The sequence below is a fragment of the Pseudomonas sp. genome (assembly GCF_051660785.1).
GTDB lineage: Bacteria > Pseudomonadota > Gammaproteobacteria > Pseudomonadales > Pseudomonadaceae > Aquipseudomonas.
In genome coordinates, this window is sequence record NZ_JBOFQE010000062.1 from 21942 (window position 1) to 37585 (window position 15644).

Consider the following 15644-nt stretch of genomic DNA (forward strand, 5'->3'; position numbering starts at 1 on the left):
GTCGCGCGTTTTACGACTCGCCGCGTCAAGAAAGCCCGCAGGGGCGGGATGAATGCCTGTGATCAATTTCAACATCGCCCAATGGCGCGCCTGGGCCCCTGGGCTCGAAAGCGTGGACGATTGGCAGGCCTGGAGCCGACAGCCGGTCGTGCTTCAGAGCAGCGATGCCGCCCCCGATGTGTCTTTTCTGCCGGCCATGCAGCGCCGGCGGCTCAGCCGTCTGGCGCGGATGGCATTCAGCGTGGGGTGGCCCCTGGCCGATGGTCGGCAGGACCTACCGTTGGTCTTTATTTCCCGCCATGGCGAAACACCCCGCACGTTCGAAATCCTGCGCGATCTGGCAGCAGAACAGCCGTTGTCACCGACGCAATTCAGCTTGTCGGTTCACAACGCGGTCATTGGCCTGTGGTCGATCATGCGCGGTGAAACCAGCGAAATGACCGCCCTCGCTGCCGCCGGTGACGGCCTTGAACACGGCATGCTAGAGGCTGCGGCTCTGCTTGCCGAAGGCGCGCCCGCCGTACTGCTGATCGTCACTGAAGAAACACCGCCCGAGGCCTACTCGGCCTGGATCGACGACGTGCCTTTCCCTTATGCCGTCGGTCTTTTGCTGACCCCGGGCACCGACTGGCAGCTGTCCCTGAACAGCACTTCGGATGCGTTGTCCAACGCCCACTGGCCCCATGCCCTGAATCTCTTGCGTACCCTGCTCGGCCAGCAGACCACCTGCCAACATGCCTGGAAAAATCGTGTATGGACCTGGCAACGCAACCTGTAACCGAAAAGAACCGCGACGCCTATTACTGGCGTCTGCTGGCGACCGCCGCAAGCTTCACCCTGTTCGGGTTGGGCGGGCTGTGCCTGCGACTGGTGGTTTTTCCGTTGCTGAACTGCCTGCCCGGCGATGCCCAGACTCACCGGCTACGGGCACGGAAAACCGTCAGTCGCTGCTTCTGGTTTTTTGTCCGGTTCATGGCCCGTACCGGCGTACTGACCTACGACATCCAGGGCGCGGAGAAACTAGGTCGCCCGGGCCAGATGATCATGGCCAATCACCCGTCGCTGATCGACGTGGTGTTCCTGATCGGGCTGGTGCGTCACACCAACTGCGTGGTCAAGAAAAGCCTCTGGGAGAACCCCTTCACCCGCGGTCCGCTACGCTGCACCGAATACATCAGCAACGACGGCAGCATGGACATGCTCGACGCCGCGGCTGACGCACTGAAAAGTGGGCAGACCCTGATCATCTTTCCCGAAGGCACTCGCACCCAGCCAGGCGAACCGCCGGCCTTTCATCGGGGCGGTGCGGCAATTGCCCTGCGTGGTGCGAAAATCCTGACCCCGGTGATCATCAAGGTCAGTCCGACTACTTTGACCAAGGCCGAACCCTGGTACCGCATCCCGAAACGCCGCGTGCACTTCAGTTTCCGTGTGGGGGCCGATATAGACCCACAAGCCTTTGCCGCGTGTGGCCCTGCGCCTCAGGCTTCGCGCAAGCTCAACGATTATTTGCATTCTTACTTTATTAAGGAGCTCGCCGAAGATGAGCGATCTACACCGTGACATCAAACTGCTGATCATCGACTCCTTGGGTCTCGAAGACATCACCGTCGACGACATCGGCGACGACCAGACCCTGTTCGGCGAAGGTCTGGGCCTGGACTCGGTAGACGCCCTGGAACTCGGCCTGGCGATCCAGAAAAAATACGGCATCAAAATCGACGCCGACGCCAAGGACACCCGTAATCACTTCAGCAACGTGGCGAGCCTTGCGGCGTTCGTCACCGCAAAACAGGCAGCTTGAGACCGGACCATGCAAACTCGTGATGACATTTTCAACACCCTGCGCGATGCCTTGGTCGAACTCTTCGAGCTGGACCCTGAGCGCGTGAGCCTCGAATCCAATCTGTATCAGGACCTGGAAATCGATAGCATCGACGCTGTCGACCTGATTGATCACATCAAGCGTCAGACCGGCAAGAAAATCGCCGCCGAAGAATTCAAATCGGTGCGCACCGTCAGCGACGTGGTCGAGGCGGTCTACCGTCTGGTTCAACCGGCCGCATGAGTCGACTGATCGGCCTCGGCCTGCTACTGGCGGGCCTGTTGTACCCCTTTGCGGTGTATTTCGGCATGGAACACTTTGCTCCGTGGCAGTTCGGTCTGCTGCTGGGCAGCCTGTGGCTGGCGCGGGCGCTGCTCGGTGCGCGTCGCCCCGGCAGCCTGTGGATGGCGCTCACCGCGATTGGCTTTTGCCTGTTGCTGGCGCTGTTCGACAGTCCGTTGTTGCTGCGTTGGTATCCGGTGTTGATCAGCGCGTTCATGCTCGGGCTGTTTGGCCTGAGCCTGAAAGTCGGGCCACCGATGGTGGAACGCCTGGCGCGTCTGCGTGAACCGCACTTGCCGGCCAGGGCGATTGTCTACACCCGCCAGGTGACCATCGTCTGGTGTGTGTTTTTCCTCTGTAACGGCTTGCTCGCCGCCGCCCTGACCCTGTGGGCGCCGCTGAGTTGGTGGATGTTGTACACCGGCCTGATTTCCTATGGATTGATGGGCCTGCTGTTTGCCATTGAATGGCTCATACGACAACGGGTACGAGGCCACCCATGAATTGGATAACACTTGAGCAGCTGTTGCTCAAGGCTCAGCCGGAGCGTGCCGTGACGGCCGAACCGGCGTTGAATCACGCACAGCTGTGCGAACAGGCGTTGAGCCTCGCGGCCGGCCTGCAATCCCAGGGCGTGCAACGCATTGCCGTGCACCTTGAAGACGCCGCTGAACTGGCGATTGCCCTGCTCGGCGCCTGGCGTGCCGGGGTCAGCGTACTGCTGCCTGCCGACCTGCAAGCGCAGACTCGCCAACGCTGGTCGAGCGAAGTCGATCTGTGGCTGACCGATCAGGCCGATGACGCGCACCTCACCGATTATCGGCATGCACCCATGTCCCCCGCGGCACTGGATCTGGATGCCTGCCAGCTAAGCCTGTGTACGTCCGGCTCCAGCGGCGAACCCAAGCGCATCGACAAAACCCTGCGCCAGATCGCCAATGAAGTCCAGGCGCTGGAACAGCTCTGGGGTGCCGACCTGGGTCCGGCGTGCATCATTGGCAGCGTCGCCACCCAGCACATCTACGGTTTGCTGTTTCGGGTGCTGTGGCCGCTGTGCGCCGGGCGCCCGTTCGTGCGCAAGCAACTGGCCTTTCCGGAGGACTTGCAGCGCGCCAGTCGCGAACATCCGGTGTTCGCGTGGGTCGCCAGCCCGGCGCTGCTCAAGCGCATGGGCGACAACCTCGACTGGCCGGCCTTGAGTGCGGTTTGCCGGGTGTTTTCTTCCGGTGGCGCGCTACCGGCCGAGGCGGCGCAAAGCCTTCACGAACGCCTGCAACAATGGCCGACGGAAATCCTCGGCAGCTCGGAAACCGGCGGCATCGCCTGGCGTCAGGGTCACGATCTCTGGCAGCCGTTTGCTGGCGTCGTGCTGAGTCAGGACCGCGAGGGCGCCCTGCTGATCGCCTCTCCCTACTTGCCCGCAGGCCATATCGAACACACCGCTGACGCCGCCAGAATCGCCGCCAATGGCCGATTCCAATTGCTCGGACGGCTGGACCGGATCGTCAAGCTGGAAGAAAAACGTATCTCGCTGCCAATGCTGGAAAAGGCCCTGATGAACCATGACTGGGTCGCCGACGCGCGCCTCGGAGTGGTCCAGGAAAACCGCGCCTCGCTGGGCGCGCTGCTGGTGCTGACGGACGCGGGGCTGCATGCCCTGCGCAATCAGGGCCGACGCACCCTTACTCAAGAATTGCGTCAGCACCTGAGCCAGCATTGCGAAGCCCTGGCTCTGCCACGACGCTGGCGATTGCTGCGGCAATTGCCCCTGAACCCTCAAGGCAAACTGCCTCAGGCCGACGTTGAAGCCTTGCTGCTGGCCCCCCGCCCCAAGGCACCGGAAGTGTTGGAGCAGGTCGAAGTCGATGGCGAATGGAGCCTGCAACTGGCCGTTCCGCCGGACCTCGCCTACTTCAGCGGTCACTTCCCGCAAACGCCGGTGCTGCCTGGCGTGGTGCAGGTGGATTGGGCCTTGAGTCTCGGTCAACAATTGATGGACTTGCCGGCCAGATTCGCCGGCATGGAAGTGCTTAAGTTCCAGCAACTGGTGCGCCCGGGCGATGAAGTCCAGCTGCACCTGCGCTTCGATCCGGAACGCGGCAAATTGTATTTCGCCTACCGCAATGAAACCGCGACCTGCTCCAGTGGGCGGATTTTGCTGGAGCCGGCGCATGCATAATCTTGGTGAGTGCTGCGCACTCAATCGCGAGCAGGTCGGATCGCCGCACCGTCGCTCCCACACTGGATTTGTGACCGACGCAACTCCCCTGTGGGAGCGAGCCTGCTCGCGATGCAGGCACCGCGGTTTTTCAGGGGTATACAAACATGCATAACCCCTGCGCAATCATCCCGGTCTACAACCACGAAACCGCGATTACCACAGTGGTCGACGCGGTGATCGCCAGTGGCCTGCCGTGCATTCTGGTGGACGACGCCAGCGACCAACCCTGTGCCCGAGTACTCGACCAACTGGCCCAGCGCGAGATGGTCAACCTGATCCGCCTCGCCGCCAACCAGGGCAAGGGCGGTGCAGTCATGACCGGGCTGCGTGAAGCCTCGCGCCTGGGTTTCAGCCACGCCTTGCAGGTGGACGCCGACGGCCAGCACGATCTGCACGATGTTGCGACCTTCATCGATCAATCACGCGCGCATCCCGATGCGGTGATCTGCGGTTATCCGCAATATGACGCCAGCGTGCCGAAAGGCCGTTTGTACGCCCGCTACCTGACGCACATCATGGTCTGGATCAACACGCTGTCATTGCAGATCCGCGATTCCATGTGCGGATTCCGCGTTTACCCTTTGCCACCGACCCTGGCGCTGATCGACTCGGCGAAGATCGGCAAGCGCATGGATTTCGACTCGGACATCCTCGTGCGCCTGGCCTGGCGAAATCTGCCGATGCAGTGGCTGCCGACCAAAGTCCATTACCCGCTGGACGGCGTCTCCCATTTCCGCATGTTCCACGACAATGTGCTGATTTCGAGCATGCACACCCGGCTGTTCTTCGGCATGTTGCTGCGGGCGCCGGTGATCCTCTGGCGACGGTGGCGAGCATGAGCATCAACGTGGATAAAGAACATTGGGCCGACCGCAAGGAGCGCGGGAGCTTCTGGCTGATGAAGCTCACCGCGTTCGGCGCCAAAGTGCTGGGCCGGCGGCTGCTGAGTCCGCTGCTGTACGGCATCGTTTTGTACTTTTTCCTGTTCGGCCGCAGTGCCCGTCGCAGCGCCTGGCAATACCAGCAGCGCCTCGCGGACTGGAGCGCTCGCCCTGAATTGCGCCCGACCCACTGGCGAGTGTTCAGCCAGTTCATGGCTTTCGCCGATTCGATGCTCGACAAGCTCGACGTGTGGAACGGCAAGCTGAGCATCGAGCACATCGAAATCGTCGACCCGGCGTTGCTGCGCAATCAGTTGCGCGGCACCCGCGGGCAGATGCTGGTGGGCGCGCATTTGGGTAATCTCGAAGTCTGTCGCGCACTGGCGGAAATCGGTGAGAAAGTCACCATGAACGTGCTGGTGCACACCAAGCACGCCGAGCAATTCAACCGTTTGCTGGGCGAAGCCGGTGCGACCAATTTGCGCCTGATTCAGGTCAGTGAACTGGACCCTGTGATCATGCTGCAACTGCATGAGCGCCTGGAGCGCGGCGAATGGCTGGCGATTGCCGGTGACCGTGTGCCGCTGCATGGCGGACGCAGCGTGACCGTGGACTTCCTCGGTCATCAGGCCGCGTTCCCGCAAGGGCCGTGGTTGCTGGCCGGCTTGCTGAAGTGCCCGATCCATCTGCTGATGTGCCTGAAGAAACCGACGGGCCAGTATCAAGTGACCCTCGAGCCGTTTGCCGAGGCCGTGGTGTGGAAACGCAGCGACCGCGAGCAGGTCATTCATCAGTGGGCTTCCCGCTACGCCGAACGCCTGGGTCACTATTGCCTCGAAGCACCCCGACAATGGTTTAACTTTTACCCTTTCTGGAAGACCGATGACGACGCCAACGCTTGAGCCGGTAACCTTCGGCGAACTCCCTTTGCGCATCGAAGACGTGCTGGCCGCGGCCAACCGTCAGGTGCCGACGCAGTTGCAAAGCGACCCTGCGTACCGCGAGCGCATCGCCAAGGGCGCGCGATTCCTCGACTCCCTGCTGGACAAGGAAGGCGTGATCTATGGCGTGACCACCGGTTACGGCGACTCGTGCGTGGTCGCGGTGCCGCTGCATCACGTCGAGGCGTTGCCCCGTCATCTGTACACGTTCCACGGTTGCGGCCTGGGCAAACTGCTCGACGCCCAGGCCACTCGCGCCGTGCTGGCAGCGCGTTTGCAGTCGTTGTGCCACGGCGTGTCCGGGGTGCGCGTGGAACTGCTGGAACGCCTTCAGGCGTTCCTCGAACACGACATCCTGCCGCTGATTCCGGAAGAAGGCTCGGTGGGCGCCAGCGGTGATCTGACGCCGCTTTCGTATGTGGCCGCGACCTTGTCCGGCGAGCGCGAAGTGATGTTCCGTGGTGAGCGCCGACAAGCCGCCGACGTCCATCGTGAACTCGGCTGGCAGCCGCTGGTGCTGCGCCCGAAAGAAGCGCTGGCATTGATGAACGGCACCGCGGTGATGACCGGTCTCGCCTGCCTGGCCTACGCCCGCGCCGATTACCTGCTGCAATTGGCCACGCGCATCACTGCGCTGAACGTGGTCGCGCTGCAAGGCAATCCGGAGCACTTCGACGAGCGCTTGTTCGCCGCCAAACCGCACCCGGGGCAGATGCAAGTCGCCGCATGGCTGCGCAAGGATCTGGCGATCGACGCGCCTACCGCACCGTTGCATCGCCTGCAGGACCGCTACTCGCTGCGTTGCGCGCCGCATGTCCTTGGCGTCTTGGCCGACAGCCTGAACTGGCTGCGTTCGTTTATTGAAATCGAACTCAACAGCGCCAACGACAACCCGATCATCGACGCCGAAGCCGAGCGTGTGCTGCACGGTGGTCACTTCTACGGCGGCCACATTGCGTTCGCCATGGACAGCCTGAAAAACCTCGTAGCCAACGTCGCCGATCTGCTGGATCGGCAACTCGCGCTGCTGGTGGATGAGCGTTACAACCATGGCCTGCCGAGCAATTTGTCCGGCGCCACGGCCGACCGCGCGATGCTCAATCACGGCTTCAAGGCTGTGCAGATCGGCACCAGTGCCTGGACCGCCGAAGCGCTGAAAAACACCATGCCGGCCAGCGTCTTCTCGCGCTCCACCGAATGCCACAACCAGGACAAGGTGAGCATGGGCACCATCGCGGCCCGCGATGCGATCCGCGTGCTGGAGCTGACCGAACAGGTCGCCGCCGCCACCCTCCTCGCCGCCAACCAGGGCGTGTGGCTGCGCAGCAAGGCCGAGGACGCGCGTCCACTGCCGCCAGCGCTGGCGGCCATGCATGAAGAACTGGCCAAGGACTTCCCGCCGGTCATCGAAGACCGTGCGCTGGAAGGCGAATTGCGCCTGTGCCTCAAGCGTATCGCCGAGCAACACTGGAGGCTGCATGCGTAGCAAGGGAGTGCTTCACACCGATACGGAAATCCTCGTGCCGTTCTTTGACGTCGACACCATGAACGTCGTCTGGCACGGCCATTACGTCAAATACCTGGAAGTCGCCCGTTGTGCGCTGCTGGACAAGATCGGCCACAACTACACCGCCATGGTCGAGTCGGGTTACGCCTGGCCAGTGATCGACTTGCAATTGCGCTACGTGCGCGGCGCCGTGTTCGGTCAGAAGCTGAACGTGCGCGCCAATCTGGTGGAGTGGGAGAACCGTTTGAAGATCAACTACCTGATCAGCGATCTGCAAACCGGTGAACGCTTGACCCGCGCCAGCTCGGTGCAGGTCGCCGTCGACATGAGCAGCCGCGAAATGCAGCTGGCCTCGCCCAAAATCTTCACCGATGCCGTTGAAAGGATGCTGGCATGAACCCGGAAATCGACACCTCTTTTGATGCCAGGCCAAATCCTTGTGGCGAGCGAGCTTGCTCGCGCTTGAGTGCGCAGCACTCACAACTCGGCCACGCCTTGTCGGCGTATTGGGGCCGCTACGCAGCCCAGCGCGAGCAAGCTCGCTCGCCACGGGTGTTCAGATACCTCGCTGCGTTGGCGCTGCTCGGGTTGTCATCGATTGCTCACGCCTTCGATCTGCAACAACTCAGCGATCAACTGGCCAAACCTGATGTGATCCACGGCAATTTCATCCAGGAAAAACACCTGCGCGCATTGCCCAAGCCGCTGACCAGCAAGGGCACATTCGTCCTCGCGAAAAACCACGGTTTGCTGTGGTTGCTGAAAACCCCGCTGCAACAGGATTACCGCATCACCGGCAAAGGCATTGCCCGACGTGACGCCAACGGCTGGCAAATGCTCCCGAGCAAGAGCGCCGGCGCCGAGCAGAACCGTTTGTTCCTCGCCGTGCTGCAAGGTGACAGCAGCGGGCTGCAGCGGGACTTCGAACTCTCGCTGAGCGGCGATGCGCAAAACTGGAAGTTGACGCTGATCCCGCGCTCGATGCTGCTCAAGCAAGTGTTCAACCAGATCAACATCACCGGCAGCGAGTTGGTGCACAGCATCGAACTGCTGGAAACCCAGGGTGACAGCACGCTGTTGCGCATGCAGGACAGCACCAGCACACAGCCGTTGAGCGACGCGGAGCAACATGACTTTGCCGAGTGAACGCAAGCTTCCGTGGCTGTTTCTGATCCTGCTACTGGCAGTGCTCGCGCTCGCCGGTTGGCAATGGCGCGACGGTGCACCGCTGTCGGCCAACCTGATGGAGCTGGTGCCGGGCACGGCGCCGGACGCGCTGGAGCTGCGCGCCGAACAACGCATGCAAGAACCGCTGAACCGCGAAATGCTGGTGTTGGTTGGCCATAAGGATCGCCCGCAAGCCATCACCATGGCGCAAAAACTGGGCGAGCAGTGGCAGGCCAGCGGTTTGTTCGAGAAGGTTCAGTGGAACCTGCAAGCCGACTTGCCCGCCCTGCGCACACAACTGCTGCAAGGCCGTTTGGCGATGCTTTCGGCGATGGACCGGCAGCAACTGATCGAACATCCCGAGGCCTTTATCCAGCAGCGCGTGCAAGCGCTGTTCGACCCGTTCACCGGTTTCAGCCTGGTGCCGAGCCAGGACGATTGGCTGGGCCTGACCGGGCGCATCCAGAACAGCCAGCCACAACACGGCGCCGTGCAACTGGACATCGGCAGCGGTGCACTGGTTGCCGACGCCGACGGCAAGAGTTGGGTATTGCTACGGGCAAAAACCACGGGCAACGCTTTTGACATGAGCCTGCCACTGCAAGTGGCCGACCTGCTCGCACACAGCCGCGAAGAAGCCGCTCAGGCCGACGTGCAACTGCTCGCCGCCAGCGGTCTGCTGTACGCGGCCAACGGTCAGCAGCAAGCAACCCGCGAGATGACGTGGGTCGGTGGTGGCGCCACCGTCGGCATTCTCTTGCTGCTATTGCTGGCCTTCCGGCGCTGGCGTGTCTTGCTGGCTTTCGTTCCGGTGCTGGTGGGCATGCTGTTTGGTGCGGTGGCCTGCGTGGCGCTGTTCGGTCACATGCATGTGATGACGTTGGTGCTGGGTTCGAGCCTGATCGGCGTGGCCGTCGATTACCCGCTGCATTACCTGTCGAAAAGCTGGAGCCTGAAACCCTGGAACAGCTGGCCGGCGTTACGCCTGACCCTGCCGGGCCTGACGCTCAGCCTGATCACCAGTTGCATCGGCTACCTGGCCCTGGCCTGGACGCCGTTCCCGGCCCTGACCCAGATTGCCGTGTTCTCCGCCGCCGGTCTGCTCGGCGCGTACCTGTCAGCGGTGTGCCTGCTGCCTGCGCTGCTCAAGGGCGTGAACTTGCGACCGGCGCGCTGGCCGCTGCGTATCTGCGAGTGTTTGCTGAACCTGCGCGAAGCGCTGCTCAAGCACATCAGTACGCCGGTGTTATTGGCGCTGCTGATTGCCTTCTGCGTCGGCGGCCTGTTGCAACTTGAGAGCAAGAACGATATCCGCCAGTGGATCGGCGCACCGCAGCAGTTGACTGACGAAGCCCAGGCCATTGCGCGCATCACTGGCTTTCAACCGACCAGCCAGTTCTTCCTGGTGCGCGCGGCCAACCAGCAGGAATTGCTCGAACGCCAAACCGCGCTGAGCGAGCGGCTGGATCAGTTGGTCAATCTGGAAAAACTCCAGGGTTACCTGTCGCTGAATCAACTGACCAGCCAACCGAGCGAGCAGCGCAAAGTGCGCGAAGCGCTGAGCAAGTTGCCGCAGTTCTGGCAGCCCTTGCTCGACCTCGGCGTGCCGGCAGACGCACTGCAAGCGGAGCTTGCAACGTTGCAGGCGCTGCCCGTCGAAGACATCGACGCTGCTCTGATCGGCCCGCTGGCTGAGCCTTATCGCACTCTGTGGCTGGGGCAGACCGATGACGGCGTGGCGGCGATGGTCAGCCTGCAAGGCCTGAATAACCCTTCGCTGTTGCGCGTTCAGGCGCTGGACTTGCCGGGCGTCGAACTGGTCGACCGCCTCGGTGAATTGAACAGCGTTTTCGCCAAGACACAGATCAGCGCAGCAGAATTGAAACTCGCTTCCTGCGTGTTGATCGTTCTGGTACTGATCCTGCCCTTCGGCTTCGGTGGTGCGTTGCGCATCGTCTCGCTGCCCTTGCTCGCGGCGCTGTGCAGCCTGGCCAGTCTCGGCTGGATGGGCCAACCGCTGACCCTGTTCAGCCTGTTCGGCCTGTTGCTGGTGACGGCAATCAGCGTCGATTACGCGATCCTCATGCGTGAACAGGTCGGCGGCGCCGCCGTGAGCCTGCTGGGCACCTTGCTGGCCGCCGTGACCACGTGGCTGTCGTTCGGTCTGCTGGCGGTGTCCAGCACGTCGGCGGTGAGCAACTTCGGTCTGTCGGTGAGCCTCGGCCTGGCCTTCAGTTTCATCCTTGCGCCATGGGCCGGACGCCAAGTGCATGCCGCCACCGTTGCGGAGCCGGCAGCATGATGATCGCCTTGTTTTGGCTGATGGCCCTGGCGATGTTCGCCGTAGCCACCCGCGTGGGTCGGCACTTCGGTTTGATCCCGATCGTCAGCCAGTTGCTGCTGGCGACCTTCGGTCTGCCGCTGTTGATGTACTTCTGGATCGAGCCGGGCTGGCAGCTCAGTGGCGCCGAACTGATCTCGCCGGTGTGGCTGAAGAACCTCTACAGCCTCGCTTTTGCCTTGTTGCTGGGGAACATTCTCAGCGATGTGATCGACCTGCGGCTGGATCGCCAGAGCCTGAAAATTGCCCTGCCGAGTTTTTGCATTCCGTTTGCCTGCGGGCTCGTCACTTCGGTCTGGCTGTTGCCGCCGCAACCGTGGATCAGTTCGCTGGCGGTCGGTCTGGTGTTCGCCATCACCGCTATTCCGGTGTTGTTTTTGTACCTGCGACACATCAACTACCCGCCCGACGCAACCCGGCGCCTGGTGCAAACCGCGATCCTCATCGACCTGACGTGCTGGACGCTGTTCGGCTTTGCCCAAGGCAGCCTGCACCTGAGCAGTCTGCTGCTGCCGCTGGCCGGCGCCTGCCTGCCGTTGCTCCTGCGTTTGCTGGGTTTGCGCCAACCGTTGCTGCACACCGGCTGCTTCTTCGCGTTGCTGGTGGTCGCCGAACACTTCAAGCTCAATGCACTGATTTTCGGCATCGGTTATCTGCTGTGCATGGCCGCACTGAAAGTGCCGCTGGGGTTGCCGTTGCCCGCGATCTGGATGATCCGTTTGCAAACCTGGATCGCCATCCCGCTGATCCTCACGTTCGGCATCGTGCAGATCAATGTTCACGCTGCCATGGCCAGCCTCGGCTGGGTGCAACTGGCGGCGCTGCTGTTGTTTCCGATCGCCAGCAAATTGCTGGGCAACTGGCTGGGCCTCAGTTGGGCCGGTGCCTCGTTTGAAGGCGCCAGCCGCTGGCGCGAAAGCCTGCTGCTGAATATTCGCGGGTTGAGCGAGATCGTCTTTCTCAACCTGCTGCTGCAACAACAACTCATCAGCCCGGCGCTGTACTTCGCGCTGATGGTGATGGGCCTGATCGCTACGCTGCTGCCGGCACTCGCCGGCATGCACCAAACCCCTTTGAAACTCGCCGTCCCGGCAAGGAGCCCCCGTGCCAACAGTTGAAATGGAACGTCGCCAGGTCGCCGTCATTGGCGCGGGTCCTTCGGGGGCCATTGCCGCCGCGCTCCTCAAGCGCAAAGGCCACGACGTGCTGATGATCGAACGCCAGCACTTCCCACGCTTTTCCATCGGTGAAAGCCTGTTGTCGCACTGCCTGGATTTCGTCGAAGAGGCCGGCATGCTCGACGCCGTGAACGCCGCCGGATTCCAGTTGAAAAATGGCGCCGCGTTCGCCTGGGGCGAGCACTACAGCGCCTTTGATTTCGGCGACACATTCAGCAACGGCAAGCCGACCACTTTCCAGGTCCAGCGCGCCGATTTCGACAAACTGCTGGCCGATCAGGCTGAGCTGCAAGGCGTGGAAGTGCGCTATGGCGAAGCCATCGTCAGCGCCGATTTCAACCTGGCAAAACCGCAGCTCGATGTACTGCGCGAAGACGGCAGCCAGTACCGTGTCGAAGCTGATTTTGTGCTCGATGCCAGCGGCTACGGTCGCGTGCTGCCTCGCCTGCTGGACCTTGAAGCACCGTCGAATTTCCCGGTGCGCCAGGCCGTGTTTACCCACATCGAAGACCATATCGACAGCCCGACCTTCGAGCGGGAAAAAATCCTCATTACCACCCATCCGACCCACCGCGACATCTGGTTCTGGACCATCCCGTTCAGCAACGGGCGGTGCTCGGTGGGCGTGGTCGCGGCCGCCGAACATTTCGAAGGCCGCATGGAGAATCTGGATGAGTGCCTGCGCGGCTTCATCGCTGAAACCCCAAGCCTGCAAGGCGTGCTGAAAAACGCCGTATGGGACACGCCGGCCCGTACCATCGGCGGTTACTCGGCCAACGTTAAAACCTTGCACGGCCCAGGCTTTGCGTTGCTCGGCAATGCCGCGGAATTCCTCGACCCGGTGTTCTCCTCAGGCGTGACCATCGCTATGCGTTCGGCGAGCATGGCCGCCGGCGTTTTGCATCGGCAACTGCAGGGTGAAAGTGTCGACTGGCAGACCGAGTTCGCCGCACCGCTCAAGCGCGGCGTTGACACCTTCCGATGCTACGTCGAAGGCTGGTACGCCGGGACCTTTCAGGATGTGATTTACCATCCGGGCAGCTCAGCGGATATTCGCCGCATGATCAGTGCGATCCTCGCAGGCTATGCCTGGGACGAGCGCAATCCGTTCGTCAGCGACCCCAAGCGTCGACTGCGCGTCCTGTCGGAACTCTGCGCAAGAGATGCCACATGATTCGTTCCCTGCTCCTGGGTTGCCTCTTGCTGCTGAGTGCTTGCGCCAGCCAGGCACCGCTGCCCGGGCAAACCGAAAACCTGCCGTTGCCGCAGCAATTGCACATTCAGCGCTTGCAGGCTGACCAGCGTCAGGACTGGGTGCTGGTGATTGCGCGCGAAGGCCCCGGCATTCGTTGGTCGATGATGGACTTGCTGGGTATTCCGCAGGCACGCCAGAAACTGATCGATGGCCAATGGCAAGCCGACGGCCTGCTGCCGCCGAATCCGGAAGCCCGGGAGTTGTTCGCCGCCTTACTGTTCGCACTTACCCCGCAAAGCGAATTGCAGGGCAACTACCCCGACGCCTGGCAACATGGCTCGCAACGTTCCCTGCCCGCTCGTTGGGACGTACATTACTCGCAACCACTGAGATTCGAGTTGAACCTGCCTGAAGGTCCGAAGTACCTGGTCACGCCTCTGAGCGGTGAAACGCCATGACCGCCTACCTGAATGCCCTCGGGGTGATCTGCGCCCTGGGTCGCGACAAACATGAAGTCGCCCGCAACCTGTTTGCCGGCGATTGCTCCGGCATGCGCAGCGAGTCCGGCTGGGTGCCGGAACGTTCGTTGCCGGTGGCGGCGGTGCGTGGCGAACTGACGTCGATTCCGGCCGAACTGGCGCAGCAAAGCAGCCGCAACAACCAACTGCTGCTGGAAGCCGCGCTGCAAATTCGCGACGAGATTGATCAAGCGATCCAGACTTACGGCCACGATCGAATCGGTGTGATTCTGGGCACCAGCACCTCGGGCATCGATGAGGCCAGCCGTGGACTGGCCCATTACATCCGTGAACATGAATTCCCCGCTGACTACGACTATCAGCAGCAGGAGCTAGGCGCGCCGGCCAACTTCCTCGCCGACTGGCTGCAATTGAGCGGCCCGGCGTACGTGATCTCGACCGCCTGCACCTCCAGTGCCCGGGCGCTGATGAGTGCCCAGCGGCTGCTGGATCTGGGTTTGTGCGATGCCGTGCTGTGCGGCGGCGTCGACAGTTTGTGCAAGCTGACCCTCAACGGCTTCTCGGCGCTGGAAGCGGTGTCCGAGCAGCGCTGCAACCCGTTTTCGGTCAACCGCAACGGCATCAATATCGGCGAAGCCGCCGTGCTGTTTCTGATGAGCAGAAAGGCCGGCGACAGCCAATCGATCGCCCTGCTCGGCAGCGGCGCCAGTTCCGATGCGCACCATATCTCGGCGCCGGAACCGACCGGCCGCGGCGCCCTGCAAGCGATGAGCAAAGCCCTGAGTCGCGCAAATTTGCAGCCCGAACACATCGGCTACCTGAACCTGCACGGCACCGCGACCCAACACAACGACGCGATGGAAAGCCTGGCGGTCTCGGCCCTGTTCCCGCACGGCGTGCCCTGCTCGTCCACCAAGCCGATGACCGGTCATACGCTCGGCGCTGCCGGGGCCCTGGAAGCGGCGTTCTGTTGGTTGAGCCTGAGCGCCAACAACCGGGAAAACGCCTTGCCGCCCCACGTCTGGGACGGTCAGCCCGATTCCGACTTGCCAGCCTTGCAATGGGTGACCCCGGCCGATCGCCTGACGTCCATTGCACCCCGCTATCTGATGAGCAATTCCTTTGCCTTCGGTGGCAACAACGTCAGCCTGATTATCGGAGACGCCCCATGATTGACTGGCCGCTCGCCGAACTGCTGCCGCACGCTGGCGACATGATCCTCATCGATCAAATCCTGGCGTTCGATGACGAGCAGATTCACACCCGCCTCACCGTCAAGCCCGGAGGACTGTTCAATCGCCCCGACGGCAGCCTGCCGGCGTGGGTCGGCATCGAACTGATGGCCCAGAGTGTCGCCGCCTACGCCGGTTGCCATGCACGCCAGCGCGGTGATGCGGTGGCGTTGGGCTTCCTGCTCGGCACTCGTAAATTCGAATGCAACGTGGAGCACTTCCCCGCGGGCACCGAGCTGACCATCCACGGGCTGCGCTCGCTGGAAGACGACAACGGCATGGGCGTGTTCGAATGCCACATCAACGCCCCCGGCATTCACGCCACCGCCCGCCTGAACGTGTTCCGCCCGCCTCAGGCCGCTCAATACCTTCATGAATCCCAAGGAGCCCAGTGA

17 protein-coding genes are annotated in these 15644 nt (G+C 62.3%); all 17 read left to right on the plus strand.

Annotated elements, in window-relative coordinates; genetic code table 11:
- Positions 1-52 precede the first annotated feature (52 nt).
- The 17 genes from ACRC4F_RS17455 (at position 53) to ACRC4F_RS17535 (ending at position 15644) form a co-directional block, all read left to right on the plus strand.
- Positions 53-778: a beta-ketoacyl synthase chain length factor gene (locus ACRC4F_RS17455; protein WP_438660473.1), complete on the plus strand. Its 726-nt coding sequence runs from the start codon at positions 53-55 to the stop codon at positions 776-778.
- A complete protein-coding gene (locus ACRC4F_RS17460) occupies positions 754-1563 on the plus strand; it encodes a lysophospholipid acyltransferase family protein (RefSeq protein WP_438660474.1) in 810 nt (269 codons plus the stop codon). The genes ACRC4F_RS17455 and ACRC4F_RS17460 overlap by 25 nt, the downstream gene beginning before the upstream one ends.
- A complete protein-coding gene (locus tag ACRC4F_RS17465) occupies positions 1544-1804 on the plus strand; it encodes a phosphopantetheine-binding protein (RefSeq protein ID WP_438660475.1) in 261 nt (86 codons plus the stop codon). The genes ACRC4F_RS17460 and ACRC4F_RS17465 overlap by 20 nt, the downstream gene beginning before the upstream one ends.
- 9 nt (positions 1805-1813) lie before the next feature.
- Entirely contained in the window at positions 1814-2068 is a 255-nt protein-coding gene (locus ACRC4F_RS17470; RefSeq protein ID WP_007992314.1) for an acyl carrier protein, read from the plus strand.
- Positions 2065-2610, plus strand: coding sequence for a hypothetical protein (locus tag ACRC4F_RS17475; protein WP_438660476.1), 546 nt, complete (start codon positions 2065-2067; stop codon positions 2608-2610). The genes ACRC4F_RS17470 and ACRC4F_RS17475 overlap by 4 nt, the downstream gene beginning before the upstream one ends.
- On the plus strand, positions 2607-4286 hold the full coding sequence (locus ACRC4F_RS17480; RefSeq protein WP_438660477.1) for an AMP-binding protein: 1680 nt from the start codon (positions 2607-2609) through the stop codon (positions 4284-4286). The genes ACRC4F_RS17475 and ACRC4F_RS17480 overlap by 4 nt, the downstream gene beginning before the upstream one ends.
- Positions 4287-4432: 146 nt before the next feature.
- Complete coding sequence (locus tag ACRC4F_RS17485) at positions 4433-5167, plus strand: glycosyltransferase family 2 protein (protein ID WP_438660478.1); 735 nt, start codon at positions 4433-4435, stop codon at positions 5165-5167.
- A complete protein-coding gene (locus tag ACRC4F_RS17490) occupies positions 5164-6111 on the plus strand; it encodes an LpxL/LpxP family acyltransferase (protein ID WP_438660479.1) in 948 nt (315 codons plus the stop codon). The genes ACRC4F_RS17485 and ACRC4F_RS17490 overlap by 4 nt, the downstream gene beginning before the upstream one ends.
- On the plus strand, positions 6092-7636 hold the full coding sequence (locus ACRC4F_RS17495; RefSeq protein ID WP_131061425.1) for an HAL/PAL/TAL family ammonia-lyase: 1545 nt from the start codon (positions 6092-6094) through the stop codon (positions 7634-7636). The genes ACRC4F_RS17490 and ACRC4F_RS17495 overlap by 20 nt, the downstream gene beginning before the upstream one ends.
- A complete protein-coding gene (locus ACRC4F_RS17500) occupies positions 7629-8054 on the plus strand; it encodes an acyl-CoA thioesterase (RefSeq protein WP_403103193.1) in 426 nt (141 codons plus the stop codon). The genes ACRC4F_RS17495 and ACRC4F_RS17500 overlap by 8 nt, the downstream gene beginning before the upstream one ends.
- Complete coding sequence (locus ACRC4F_RS17505; RefSeq protein ID WP_438660480.1) at positions 8051-8803, plus strand: outer membrane lipoprotein carrier protein LolA; 753 nt, start codon at positions 8051-8053, stop codon at positions 8801-8803. The genes ACRC4F_RS17500 and ACRC4F_RS17505 overlap by 4 nt, the downstream gene beginning before the upstream one ends.
- A complete protein-coding gene (locus tag ACRC4F_RS17510; RefSeq protein ID WP_438660481.1) occupies positions 8787-11126 on the plus strand; it encodes an MMPL family transporter in 2340 nt (779 codons plus the stop codon). The genes ACRC4F_RS17505 and ACRC4F_RS17510 overlap by 17 nt, the downstream gene beginning before the upstream one ends.
- Positions 11123-12283, plus strand: a complete 1161-nt coding sequence (locus ACRC4F_RS17515; RefSeq protein WP_438660482.1) for a sodium:proton antiporter — start codon at positions 11123-11125, stop codon at positions 12281-12283. Before ACRC4F_RS17510 ends, ACRC4F_RS17515 begins: the two co-directional genes overlap by 4 nt.
- Entirely contained in the window at positions 12270-13517 is a 1248-nt protein-coding gene (locus ACRC4F_RS17520; protein ID WP_438660483.1) for an NAD(P)/FAD-dependent oxidoreductase, read from the plus strand. Before ACRC4F_RS17515 ends, ACRC4F_RS17520 begins: the two co-directional genes overlap by 14 nt.
- Positions 13514-13996, plus strand: a complete 483-nt coding sequence (locus ACRC4F_RS17525) for a hypothetical protein (RefSeq protein WP_438660484.1) — start codon at positions 13514-13516, stop codon at positions 13994-13996. The genes ACRC4F_RS17520 and ACRC4F_RS17525 overlap by 4 nt, the downstream gene beginning before the upstream one ends.
- Entirely contained in the window at positions 13993-15189 is a 1197-nt protein-coding gene (locus tag ACRC4F_RS17530) for a beta-ketoacyl-[acyl-carrier-protein] synthase family protein (protein ID WP_438660485.1), read from the plus strand. The genes ACRC4F_RS17525 and ACRC4F_RS17530 overlap by 4 nt, the downstream gene beginning before the upstream one ends.
- On the plus strand, positions 15186-15644 hold the full coding sequence (locus ACRC4F_RS17535; protein WP_438660486.1) for a hotdog family protein: 459 nt from the start codon (positions 15186-15188) through the stop codon (positions 15642-15644). Before ACRC4F_RS17530 ends, ACRC4F_RS17535 begins: the two co-directional genes overlap by 4 nt.

Coding starts and splice junctions, on each gene's coding strand:
- ACRC4F_RS17455 (WP_438660473.1), top strand. CDS start 53: ATGCCTGTGATCAATTTCAACATCGCCCAATGGCGCGCCTGGGCCCCT.
- ACRC4F_RS17460 (WP_438660474.1), top strand. CDS start 754: ATGGACCTGGCAACGCAACCTGTAACCGAAAAGAACCGCGACGCCTAT.
- ACRC4F_RS17465 (WP_438660475.1), top strand. CDS start 1,544: ATGAGCGATCTACACCGTGACATCAAACTGCTGATCATCGACTCCTTG.
- ACRC4F_RS17470 (WP_007992314.1), top strand. CDS start 1,814: ATGCAAACTCGTGATGACATTTTCAACACCCTGCGCGATGCCTTGGTC.
- ACRC4F_RS17475 (WP_438660476.1), top strand. CDS start 2,065: ATGAGTCGACTGATCGGCCTCGGCCTGCTACTGGCGGGCCTGTTGTAC.
- ACRC4F_RS17480 (WP_438660477.1), top strand. CDS start 2,607: ATGAATTGGATAACACTTGAGCAGCTGTTGCTCAAGGCTCAGCCGGAG.
- ACRC4F_RS17485 (WP_438660478.1), top strand. CDS start 4,433: ATGCATAACCCCTGCGCAATCATCCCGGTCTACAACCACGAAACCGCG.
- ACRC4F_RS17490 (WP_438660479.1), top strand. CDS start 5,164: ATGAGCATCAACGTGGATAAAGAACATTGGGCCGACCGCAAGGAGCGC.
- ACRC4F_RS17495 (WP_131061425.1), top strand. CDS start 6,092: ATGACGACGCCAACGCTTGAGCCGGTAACCTTCGGCGAACTCCCTTTG.
- ACRC4F_RS17500 (WP_403103193.1), top strand. CDS start 7,629: ATGCGTAGCAAGGGAGTGCTTCACACCGATACGGAAATCCTCGTGCCG.
- ACRC4F_RS17505 (WP_438660480.1), top strand. CDS start 8,051: ATGAACCCGGAAATCGACACCTCTTTTGATGCCAGGCCAAATCCTTGT.
- ACRC4F_RS17510 (WP_438660481.1), top strand. CDS start 8,787: ATGACTTTGCCGAGTGAACGCAAGCTTCCGTGGCTGTTTCTGATCCTG.
- ACRC4F_RS17515 (WP_438660482.1), top strand. CDS start 11,123: ATGATGATCGCCTTGTTTTGGCTGATGGCCCTGGCGATGTTCGCCGTA.
- ACRC4F_RS17525 (WP_438660484.1), top strand. CDS start 13,514: ATGATTCGTTCCCTGCTCCTGGGTTGCCTCTTGCTGCTGAGTGCTTGC.
- ACRC4F_RS17530 (WP_438660485.1), top strand. CDS start 13,993: ATGACCGCCTACCTGAATGCCCTCGGGGTGATCTGCGCCCTGGGTCGC.
- ACRC4F_RS17535 (WP_438660486.1), top strand. CDS start 15,186: ATGATTGACTGGCCGCTCGCCGAACTGCTGCCGCACGCTGGCGACATG.